The organism is Pantoea nemavictus, from assembly GCF_037479095.1.
GTDB lineage: Bacteria > Pseudomonadota > Gammaproteobacteria > Enterobacterales > Enterobacteriaceae > Pantoea > Pantoea nemavictus.
The window spans coordinates 2,351,876-2,363,390 of sequence record NZ_JBBGZW010000001.1 but is presented as its reverse complement, the minus strand read 5'-3'; the positions used below and the strand labels follow the sequence as shown (position 1 = coordinate 2,363,390).

6 protein-coding genes are annotated in these 11,515 nt (G+C 52.3%); 1 reads left to right on the top strand and 5 read right to left on the bottom strand.

From position 1 onward, the window contains the following. Positions 1–24 precede the first annotated feature (24 nt). On the bottom strand, positions 25–1,476 hold the full coding sequence (locus WH298_RS10800; protein WP_049853487.1) for an aminotransferase-like domain-containing protein: 1,452 nt from the start codon (positions 1,474–1,476) through the stop codon (positions 25–27). Between the two features lie 175 nt (positions 1,477–1,651). Here WH298_RS10800 and WH298_RS10795 point away from each other — a divergent pair, with 175 nt between their 5' ends. Beyond that, positions 1,652–1,840 carry a DUF1127 domain-containing protein gene (locus WH298_RS10795; protein WP_007886288.1) on the top strand — a complete coding sequence of 63 codons (189 nt, stop codon included), beginning with the start codon at positions 1,652–1,654 and terminating at the stop codon, positions 1,838–1,840. Positions 1,841–1,906: 66 nt separating this feature from the next. Here WH298_RS10795 and rpoC read toward each other — a convergent pair whose 3' ends face one another. The 4 genes from rpoC to rplJ all read right to left on the bottom strand — a co-directional run bounded on the left by rpoC (position 1,907) and on the right by rplJ (position 11,496). Further along, positions 1,907–6,130: a DNA-directed RNA polymerase subunit beta' gene (gene rpoC, locus WH298_RS10790; protein WP_007886289.1), complete on the bottom strand. Its 4,224-nt coding sequence runs from the start codon at positions 6,128–6,130 to the stop codon at positions 1,907–1,909. A gap of 78 nt (positions 6,131–6,208) precedes the next feature. Next, positions 6,209–10,237, bottom strand: a complete 4,029-nt coding sequence (gene rpoB, locus WH298_RS10785; RefSeq protein WP_007886290.1) for a DNA-directed RNA polymerase subunit beta — start codon at positions 10,235–10,237, stop codon at positions 6,209–6,211. 332 nt (positions 10,238–10,569) lie between these two features. Further along, a complete protein-coding gene (rplL, locus tag WH298_RS10780; protein ID WP_007886292.1) occupies positions 10,570–10,932 on the bottom strand; it encodes a 50S ribosomal protein L7/L12 in 363 nt (120 codons plus the stop codon). 66 nt (positions 10,933–10,998) lie between these two features. Continuing rightward, the gene (gene rplJ / locus WH298_RS10775) at positions 10,999–11,496 is read right to left on the bottom strand and encodes a 50S ribosomal protein L10 (protein WP_007886294.1); all 498 of its coding nucleotides are present in this window, start codon (positions 11,494–11,496) and stop codon (positions 10,999–11,001) included. Positions 11,497–11,515: the final 19 nt, after the last annotated feature.

Sequence of the window (11,515 nt, the reverse complement as noted above, 5' to 3'; positions counted from 1 at the left end):
CTCTCCCAGCCCTGCCTTTCTCTATTACGTCAGGGAGGCGGTATGCACAGTTTCAACACCACAGGCCAGCATGGCACGTTCTACTGCTGCACCGAGTTGGGCTATCGCTTGCTCTGTATGCTCATTCATTGGCAAACCGTAATTCAGACGCAGGCAGTTACGATATTTGCCCGAGGCCGAAAACAGCGACCCCACCGCGACCTGCATGTTCAGCTCACGCAACTCGTTATTCAGTCTTACCGCGTCAAACGCCTCTGGCAACTCAATCCACATCAGGAAGCTGCCCTGCGGACGCGACACGCATATTCCGCACGGGAAATAGTGGCGCACCCAGCAGCTAAAGGTTTCATAGTTACGTTGATACACCTGACGCATGCGCCGCAGGTGCGGCAGATAGTGACCAAGGCGAATAAATTCGGCGACCGCATGCTGAGGCTGTGTTGCCGTCGAACCGGTGCTGATGTACTTCATATGCAGTACGCGATCGCGATAGCGCCCCGGCGCCACCCAACCCACGCGCAATCCCGGCGCCAGCGTCTTGGAGAACGAACTGCACAGCAACACGCGGCCATCCTGATCCAGCGATTTGATGGTAACGGGGCGCGGATATTCCCACGCCAGTTCGCCATACACATCGTCTTCAATAATCGCGGCATCGAAACGCTGCGCCAGCGTTACCAGCGCACGTTTGCGAGATTCGGGCATGATAAAGCCCAGCGGGTTATTGCAATTCGGCACCACCACCACCGCTTTGATCGGCCACTGCTCGAAGGCGAGTTCCAGCGCTTCCAGACTGATACCCGTCACCGAATCGGTGGGAATCTCAATGGCGCGAATGCCGAAGCCACGCAAGGTTTGCATGGTGCCATGAAAAGTGGGCGATTCGACAGCAATGATGTCTCCCGCCTGGCATATTGCACGAATGGAGATCGACAACGCTTCATGGCAGCCGGTGGTGATCACGATATCTTCAGCAGTAAGCTGGCAACCACTGTCGATCGTCAGTCGTGCGACCTGTTCGCGCAACGCTGCAACGCCCAGCAAGCTGTCATAGTTGAGTTGATCAACATCCTGTTTCTGCGCCATGCGGCTTTGAATTTTCCACAGCGGTTTCAGTGTTGGCTGAGTCAAATCGGGCATGCCGCTTCCGAGTTGCAGTACATCGCTATTAGTCCGGCTGCTGAGCAGCTCCAGTACCGATTCCCACTGGGTAATCTCCACCGGACGCTGTGCAGGTCGGGTTAAGGCGGGTACGGGCGGCGTAGCTTTACGCGTTGCAACGAAATAACCGGAACGCGGCTGCGGCACGATCAGCTGTTTCTCTTCCAACAGATGATACGCCTGCTGCACCGTGCTGATGCTCACACCGTGTTCCAGGCTGAGCGTGCGTACCGATGGTAAACGTTCGCCGCTGCGGTACAGCCCTTGCTCTATCCGATCGGAGAGCAGACATGCTAAATGTTGGTAACGCGTCATCGTATGCCTCAACCAGCGAGTAATCACATAAAACCAGTACAGATACCCAGCATTATTACCATTCAGATCTATTGAATGGCAATCTGTATGTTAAAGATAAGTGTTTTTTGCGTCTGTATCATAATGCGTAGGAATTGGACAATGCATCTCAGGCAACCTACTGAGGGCAAGAATAATGGAATTCGATCAAAACCGCGCAGCTAAACCTTTTGATGTAACTTTACTGGATATTTTCCGCGGTGCAGTGCGCATGGTGAAAAACTGGAAAGCACGGCGTGACACTCATCGTATCCTGTCAAAATTGAGTGATAACCAGCTTCGAGATATCGGACTCACACGTGACGACGTCTGCCGTAAGTTCTGACAAAATTGCGGCGAAAAAAAACCCTGCCGAGGCAGGGTTTTTTATTGGTCAGCTTTAGCAGACGAATTACTCGTCGTCGCTTCCGCCCAGACCGGCGTTCAGCAATTCTGCCAGGCTAGCAGAGGCTTCATCCGCAGTAACCTGCGGTGCAACCGGTGCTTCACCCGCAGAGCGGCGACGCATACGATCCTGGTGATAAGCATAACCGGTACCGGCTGGGATCAGACGACCCACGATCACGTTCTCTTTCAGGCCGCGCAGTTCGTCGCGCTTGCCTGCTACTGCTGCTTCGGTCAGGACACGTGTGGTCTCCTGGAACGATGCTGCAGAGATGAACGATTCAGTTGCCAGTGACGCTTTGGTGATACCCAGCAGATCGCGCATGAACGTCGCGCCGATTTTGCCATTCGCTTCAAGTTCACGGTTAGAGATCTTGATGCGAGAGTATTCAGCCTGCTCACCTTCCAGGAAGTCGGTGCTTCCCACGCTCGAGATAGTTGCTTTACGCAGCATCTGACGAACGATGACTTCAATGTGTTTATCGTTAATCTTAACGCCTTGCAGACGGTAAACTTCCTGCACTTCGTTAGTGATGTAACGGGTCACAGCATGGACGCCACGCAGACGCAGGATGTCGTGCGGAGACTCTGGGCCGTCAGATACGACGTCACCACGTTCTACGCGCTCACCTTCGAATACGTTAAGCTGACGCCATTTTGGAATCATCTCTTCGTACGGATCGCTACCATCAACCGGCGTAATCACCAGACGACGCTTACCTTTGGTCTCTTTACCGAAGGAGATGATACCGCTGATCTCCGCCAGGATTGCTGGCTCTTTCGGACGACGCGCTTCGAACAAGTCAGCAACGCGCGGCAGACCACCGGTAATATCCTTGGTACCGCCAGATTCCTGCGGAACACGCGACAGCGTGTCACCGGCACTGATCTTAACGCCATCTTCCAGCTGAACAATCGCTTTGCCCGGCAGGAAGTACTGAGCTGGCATATCGGTACCTGGGATCAGCACATCATTTCCGTTGGCATCAATAATTTTCAGCGCAGGACGCAGATCTTTACCACCCGCAGTACGTTCTGCAGAGTCCAGAACCACCAGCGATGACAGACCGGTTAAGTCGTCAGTCTGACGGGTAATGGTCTGGCCGTCGATCATGTCAGTGAAGCGAATGAAACCGCCCACTTCAGTAATGACCGGCATGGTATGCGGATCCCAGTTTGCTACGGTCTCGCCCGCTGCAACCTGCTCACCGTCACCTTTCGCCATGACCGCACCGTAAGGCACTTTATAGCTCTCTTTGGTACGACCGAACTCGTCGATCATTTTCAGCTCAACGTTACGTGAAACGATAACCAGTTTCCCTGAGGAGTTGGTTACTGACTTCGCGTTGGTCAGCTTGATAGTACCTTTGTTCTTCACCTGGATGCTGGATTCAGCAGCCGCACGAGATGCCGCACCACCGATGTGGAACGTACGCATCGTCAGCTGAGTACCCGGCTCACCGATGGACTGTGCTGCGATAACGCCGATGGCCTCACCTTTATTGATGATGTGACCACGTGCCAGATCGCGACCGTAGCAGTGTGCACATACACCGAAGTCGGTTTCACAACCAACAACCGAGCGCACTTTGATGGCATCGACTGAATTCAGTTCGATCACATCACACCAGTGCTCATCGATCAGGGTGTTACGCGGAATCAGGATATCTGCAGTGCCCGGCTTCAGAACGTCTTCAGCCGTTACACGACCCAGTACACGCTCACGCAGTGGCTCTTTAACGTCGCCACCTTCGATGACCGGAGTCATCATGATGCCTTCGAACGTGCCGCAGTCATCTTCGGTAACCACGAGATCCTGCGCTACGTCTACCAGACGACGCGTCAGATAACCGGAGTTAGCAGTTTTCAGTGCGGTATCCGCAAGACCTTTACGCGCACCGTGCGTGGAGATGAAGTACTGGAGTACGTTCAGACCTTCACGGAAGTTCGCGGTGATCGGCGTTTCGATGATTGAGCCATCTGGCTTAGCCATCAGACCACGCATACCGGCCAGCTGACGAATCTGTGCAGCAGAACCACGCGCACCGGAGTCGGCCATCATGTAGATGCTGTTGAACGATACCTGCTGCTCTTCTTCGCCGTGACGGTTAATCACAGTTTCAGTTTGCAGGTTATCCATCATCGCTTTGGAAACGCGTTCGTTAGCGGCGGCCCAAATATCGATAACTTTGTTGTAACGTTCGCCAGCAGTTACCAGACCAGACTGGAACTGTTCCTGAATCTCAGCAACTTCCGCTTCCGCTTCCGCTACGATTTCCGCTTTCTTCGCTGGGATCACCATGTCGTCGATACCGACAGAGGCACCTGAACGGGCTGCATAAGCAAAACCGGTGTACATGGTTTGGTCAGCAAAGATAACGGTCGGCTTCAGGCCCAGGATGCGGTAACAGGTGTTCAGCATCTTGGAAATCGCTTTCTTACCCAACGCCTGGTTGACGATGGAGTAAGGCAGGCCTTTCGGTACGATCATCCACAGAATCGCACGACCAATGGTGGTGTCGATAATGCTGGTTTTCGCAACGAACTCTTCCTGCTCGTTCTTGGTGTATTCAGTGATACGCACTTTAACGCGTGCATGCAGCTCAGCCAGGCCAGCGCGATAAACACGCTCAGCTTCTTTCGGGCCAGTCAGCACCATGCCTTCGCCTTTGGCGTTCACTTTGTCGCGGGTCATGTAGTACAGACCCAGAACAACGTCCTGTGAAGGAACGATGATTGGCTCGCCGTTCGCTGGTGACAGAATATTGTTGGTCGACATCATCAGCGCACGCGCTTCCAGCTGGGCTTCCAGCGTCAGCGGTACGTGAACAGCCATCTGGTCACCATCGAAGTCGGCGTTATAGGCCGCACAAACCAGCGGGTGCAGCTGAATTGCTTTACCTTCGATCAGAACCGGTTCAAACGCCTGGATACCCAAACGGTGCAGAGTTGGTGCACGGTTCAGCAGTACCGGGTGTTCGCGGATCACTTCGTCCAGGATATCCCAAACGACAGCTTCTTCGCGCTCAACCATTTTCTTCGCGGCTTTGATGGTGGTGGCGAGGCCACGCAGTTCCAGCTTGCCGTAAATGAACGGTTTGAACAGCTCAAGAGCCATTTTCTTCGGCAGACCGCACTGATGCAGACGCAGGTATGGACCAACGGTGATGACTGAACGTCCAGAGTAGTCAACACGTTTACCCAACAGGTTCTGACGGAAACGACCCTGTTTACCTTTGATCATGTCTGCCAGAGATTTCAACGGACGCTTGTTCGAGCCAGTGATGGCGCGACCGCGACGGCCGTTATCCAGCAGTGCATCAACCGCTTCCTGCAGCATACGTTTTTCGTTACGTACGATGATGTCTGGCGCAGCCAGATCCAGCAGACGTTTCAGACGGTTGTTACGGTTGATCACGCGACGATAAAGATCGTTCAGATCCGACGTAGCGAAACGACCACCATCCAGCGGTACCAGCGGACGCAGATCTGGCGGCAGAACCGGCAGAACGGTCAGGATCATCCACTCTGGCTTGTTACCAGATTGAACGAACGCTTCCAGCAGCTTGATACGCTTGGTCAGCTTCTTACGTTTGGTCTCGGAGTTGGTTTCGTTCAGCTCTTCGCGCAGCTGCTCGCACTCTTGCTCCAGATCCATATTTTTCAGCAGCGCCTGGATAGCTTCCGCACCCATCTTCGCATCGAATTCGTCACCGAACTCTTCCAGCGCGTCAAGATACTGCTCTTCCGTCAGAATCTGACGTTTTTCCAGGTTGGTCATGCCACCTTCGATAACCACATAAGATTCGAAGTACAGCACGCGCTCAATATCACGCAGTGGCATATCCAGCAGCAAGCCGATACGCGAAGGCAGTGATTTCAGGAACCAAATGTGCGCAGTAGGTGAAGCCAACTCAATGTGGCCCATGCGCTCACGACGTACTTTGGTCTGTGTAACTTCAACGCCACACTTCTCACAGATCACGCCGCGATGTTTTAAACGCTTGTACTTACCGCACAGGCATTCGTAATCTTTTACAGGTCCGAAAATACGGGCACAGAAAAGGCCGTCACGCTCTGGCTTAAAGGTACGATAGTTAATGGTTTCCGGCTTTTTAACTTCACCAAAAGACCATGAACGGATCATGTCTGGCGAGGCCAGAGCAATTTTGATCGCATCAAACTCTTCGGTCTTAGTTTGCGCTTTCAGAAACTTAAGTAAGTCTTTCACGGATTAGCTCCCGTCGGAGTGGAACTCTCAGGGACGCGCACCCGAAGTGCACGTCCCGTAACCAGTACTTGCGAGTACTTACTCGTCTTCCAGCTCGATGTTGATACCCAGCGAGCGAATCTCTTTCAACAGTACGTTGAAGGATTCAGGCATGCCCGGTTCCATCTGATGGTTACCGTCGACGATGTTTTTATACATCTTCGTACGGCCGTTAACGTCATCAGATTTAACGGTAAGCATTTCCTGCAGGGTATACGCGGCACCGTATGCTTCCAGTGCCCACACTTCCATCTCACCGAAGCGCTGTCCACCGAACTGCGCTTTACCACCCAGCGGCTGCTGAGTAACCAAGCTGTAAGAACCGGTAGAACGTGCGTGCATCTTGTCGTCGACCAAGTGGTTCAGTTTCAGCATGTACATGTAACCTACGGTTACCTGACGCTCAAACTGTTCACCGGTACGGCCGTCGAACAGGGTGATCTGACCGGAAGAAGGCAGACCGCCGAGCTGCAGCAGCTCTTTGATTTCGCTCTCTTTCGCACCGTCAAACACCGGAGTCGCGATTGGCATACCCTTCTTCAGGTTTTCTGCCAGACGCAGCACTTCGTCGTCGGTAAAGGTGTTCAGGTCAACTTTCTGACGCACATCGGTGCCCAGATCGTAAGCACGCTGGATAAACTCACGCAGTTTGGAGACTTCTTCCTGCTTCTTCAGCATCGCATTGATTTTTTCACCAATGCCTTTCGCCGCCATACCAAGGTGAGTTTCCAGAATCTGACCGATGTTCATACGCGATGGTACGCCCAGCGGGTTCAGTACGATGTCGACCGGCGTACCGTTCTCATCGTAAGGCATGTCTTCGATAGGGTTGATCTTAGAGATAACACCCTTGTTACCGTGACGACCTGCCATCTTGTCACCAGGCTGGATCTGACGTTTAACGGCCAGATACACCTTAACGATTTTCAGCACGCCTGGTGCCAGATCATCGCCTTGAGTGATTTTGCGACGCTTAGCTTCAAGTTTCTTCTCAAACTCGTGCTTCAGCTCGTCGTACTGCTCAGCCAGCTGCTCCAGAGAGTTCTGCTTCTCTTCGTCAGTCAGGCCCAGCTCCAACCAGCGCTCACGTGGCAATTTGTCCAGCTTGTCAGCTTCAACGCCACCCGAGATCAGTACTGCCTGGATACGGCCGAACAGGCCAGCTTCAAAGATCTGCAGTTCTTCAGACAGGTCTTTCTTAACCTGCTTCAGCTGCATCTCTTCGATTTCCAGTGCGCGCTTGTCTTTTTCCACGCCATCGCGGGTGAAGACCTGCACGTCGATGACAGTACCGGATACGCCGTTCGGAACGCGCAGTGACGAATCTTTCACGTCAGAGGCTTTTTCACCGAAGATCGCACGCAGCAGTTTTTCTTCTGGCGTCAGCTGGGTTTCACCTTTCGGCGTCACCTTACCAACCAGAATATCGCCACCAGTCACTTCCGCACCGATATACACGATGCCGGATTCATCCAGCTTAGAAAGCGCCGCTTCACCCACGTTCGGGATATCAGCGGTGATCTCTTCTGGCCCCAGCTTGGTGTCACGAGACACACATGCCAGTTCCTGAATGTGAATGGTAGTGAAACGGTCTTCCTGAACCACACGCTCGGATACGAGGATGGAGTCTTCGAAGTTGTAACCGTTCCATGGCATAAACGCCACGCGCATGTTCTGACCCAGCGCCAGTTCACCGAGATCGGTAGACGGGCCATCTGCCAGCACGTCGCCACGCTCAATCGGCTCACCCAGATTCACGCATGGCATCTGGTTGATGCAGGTGTTCTGGTTAGAACGGGTGTACTTAGTCAGGTTGTAGATATCGATGCCCGCTTCGCCCGGATACATCTCTTCTTCGTTAACTTTAATAACGATACGAGACGCATCAACGTACTGAACGGTACCACCACGTTTCGCGACGGCAGTTACACCGGAGTCAACCGCAACTGCACGCTCCATACCGGTACCAACCAGCGGCTTATCAGCACGCAGAGTTGGAACCGCCTGACGTTGCATGTTCGCACCCATCAAGGCGCGGTTAGCATCATCGTGCTCCAGGAACGGAATCAGTGACGCACCGACAGAAACCACCTGCTGGGTGGAAACATCCATGTAGTCAACTTGATCGCGACTGAACAGGCTTGATTCACCCTTGCTACGGCAGGTAACGAGATCGTCAACAAAGCTGCCATCGTCTGCAAGGTTGGTGTTTGCCTGAGCGATAACGTAGTTACCCTCTTCGATTGCAGAGAGGTAATGAATTTCGTCACTCACTTTGCCGTCAACAACACGACGATACGGGGTTTCAAGGAAACCGTATTCGTTAGTCTGCGCGTAAACAGAAAGTGAGTTGATCAGACCGATGTTCGGGCCTTCCGGGGTTTCGATAGGACATACACGACCGTAGTGAGTTGGGTGTACGTCACGTACTTCGAAGCCGGCGCGCTCACGAGTCAGACCGCCTGGGCCCAGAGCAGAGATACGACGTTTGTGCGTAATCTCAGACAACGGGTTGTTCTGATCCATAAACTGTGACAGCTGGCTTGAACCGAAGAACTCTTTCACCGCCGCCGAAATCGGCTTAGCGTTGATCATGTCCTGCGGCATCAACGTATCGAGGTCGCCAAGAGACAGACGCTCTTTAACTGCACGCTCAACACGCACCAGACCTACACGGAACTGGTTTTCAGCCATTTCACCGACTGAACGAATACGACGGTTACCGAGGTGATCGATATCATCCACTTCACCGATACCGTTACGGATACCAATAAGTTTCTTCATCACTTCGATGATGTCGTCTTTGCTCAGGATGCCTGAACCTTCGATCTCATCACGCAGCAGAGAACGGTTGAACTTCATGCGGCCTACCGCAGAAAGATCGTAACGATCTTCAGAGAAGAACAGGTTCTCAAACAGGTTTTCAGCGGCTTCACGCGTCGGTGGCTCACCAGGACGCATCATGCGGTAGATCTCAACCAGCGCGCTTAAGCGATCGTTGGTTGGGTCAACACGCAAGGTCTCGGAGATGTACGCACCGTGATCCAGGTCGTTGGTGAACAGCGTTTCAATGCGCTTGTGGCCTGACTGGCTCAGTTTCGCCAGCAGATCCAGTGACAATTCCATGTTAGCAGGAACGATCAGTTCGCCGGTGTTCAGATCGACGTAGTCTTTAGCAACCACTTTGCCAGCAATGTATTCAACTGGCACTTCGATGTGCTGAATGTTGTCTTTTTCCAGCTGACGGATGTGGCGCGCAGTGATGCGACGACCTTTCTCAACGTAGACCGTGCCGTTGGCTTCGATATCGAAGGAGGCGGTTTCACCACGCAGGCGCTCAGGCACCAGTTCCATCTGCAGTTTGTTATCGCGGATTTCATAAACAACTTTGTCAAAGAACAGATCGAGGATTTGTTCTGAGGTGAAGTTTAACGCGCGCAGAATGATACTGGCCGGCAGCTTACGACGACGGTCAATACGGACGAAGAGGTTGTCTTTCGGGTCAAACTCGAAGTCGAGCCATGAACCGCGGTAAGGGATGATACGTGCGTTATACAGCACTTTACCGGAAGAGTGCGTTTTACCCTTATCGCTGTCAAAGAACACGCCTGGACTACGATGCAGCTGAGAAACGATAACACGCTCAGTACCATTGATGACAAAGGTACCGTTGTCAGTCATGAGTGGAATTTCACCCATGTAGACTTCTTGTTCTTTAATGTCTTTTACGGTGCCTTCCGGCGCTTCGCGCTCGTAGATCACCAGACGCAGTTTGACGCGCAGCGGTGCCGAATAGGTCACGCCACGGATCTGACATTCAGTTACGTCAAAGACAGGCTCACCCAAACGGTAGCTTACATACTGCAACTCAGAGTTGCCGCTGTAGCTAGAGATCGGGAATACGGAGCGGAAGGCTGCTTCCAGACCGTACTGGCCTTCTGGATCTTGCTCGATAAACTTCTGGAACGAGTCAAGCTGGATAGAAAGGAGATATGGAATGTCCAAAACTTGTGGACGTTTACCAAAATCCTTACGAATACGTTTTTTCTCGGTATAGGAGTAAACCATGGGGTTCCTCAGCTAGCTGACATGTCGAACCACGCTGTCCGTCCTGAAAAGGACAGTTCATGCAACACTATTTTTTGTTTTTCATGCGATGCGCAGCACCCCATGCAATACATCTTTCTATCACTCTTAAATCATTTCATCGCCGTTGTTCAGGCAGGGAACCTTCACAGGAGAGCGATATATTAAGGCGTCGATAGAAAAAGATATTGAAGAGGAATGACGGACAAACAGTGCGAAACGCCATCATTCCCCTGTAGCGCAAAAAGGCTGGTGACCTGAACAGTCACCAGCCATCAGCCTAATGTTACTCAGGCTGCAACCCGAGGGTTGTCTTACTTAACTTCAACTTCAGCGCCAGCTTCTTTCAGAGCAGCTTCAAGAGCGGCTGCGTCATCTTTGCTGATGCCTTCTTTGATAGTACCAGTAGCTTCAACCAGGTCTTTAGCTTCTTTCAAGCCCAGGCCAGTTGCAGTACGTACTGCTTTGATTACTGCGACTTTGTTAGCGCCAACAGCTTTCAGAACTACGTCGAATTCAGTTTTCTCTTCAACAGCTTCAGCTGGGCCAGCAGCAACAGCTACAGCGGCAGCAGCAGAAACGCCGAATTTTTCTTCCATAGCAGAAACCAGCTCAACTACTTCCATTACGGACATAGCGGCAACAGCTTCCAGAATTTGGTCTTTAGTGATAGACATATCGATTGTTCCTAAAAATCAGAAAAAGTTTATACGGTAGCAAGCACGAAGGAAAAGAATTTGGCCTTAAGCCGCTTCTTTTGCATCGCGCACAGCAGCCAGAGTACGAACCAGTTTGCCAGCAGCGGCTTCTTTCATGGTCGACATCAGACGTGCCAGTGCTTCTTCGTAAGTCGGCAGAGTTGCCAGACGGTCAATATTGGCCGCCGTGATCAGCTCACCTTCAAAGGCTGCAGCTTTGACCTCAAATTTTGCATTCGCTTTCGCGAAATCTTTGAACAGACGAGCAGCAGCGCCCGGGTGTTCCAAAGAGTATGCAATCAGGGTCGGACCAACAAACGTGTCTTTCAGGCACTCGAATGGAGTACCTTCAACGACGCGGCGCAGCAGGGTGTTACGAACAACACGCATGTAAACGCCAGCTTCACGACCTGCTTTACGCAGTTCGGTCATTTTATCAACGGTCACGCCACGGGAATCCGCAACAACCGCTGAAAGCGCGCCTTTGGCTACTTCGCTAACTTCAGCAACAATCGCTTGTTTGCCTTGAAGATTTAATGCCATTAGCTTTTGCTCCTGGATT

Coding starts and splice junctions, on each gene's coding strand:
- WH298_RS10795 (WP_007886288.1), top strand. CDS start 1,652: ATGGAATTCGATCAAAACCGCGCAGCTAAACCTTTTGATGTAACTTTA.
- WH298_RS10800 (WP_049853487.1), bottom strand. CDS start 1,476: ATGACGCGTTACCAACATTTAGCATGTCTGCTCTCCGATCGGATAGAG.
- rplL (WP_007886292.1), bottom strand. CDS start 10,932: ATGTCTATCACTAAAGACCAAATTCTGGAAGCTGTTGCCGCTATGTCC.
- rplJ (WP_007886294.1), bottom strand. CDS start 11,496: ATGGCATTAAATCTTCAAGGCAAACAAGCGATTGTTGCTGAAGTTAGC.
- rpoB (WP_007886290.1), bottom strand. CDS start 10,237: ATGGTTTACTCCTATACCGAGAAAAAACGTATTCGTAAGGATTTTGGT.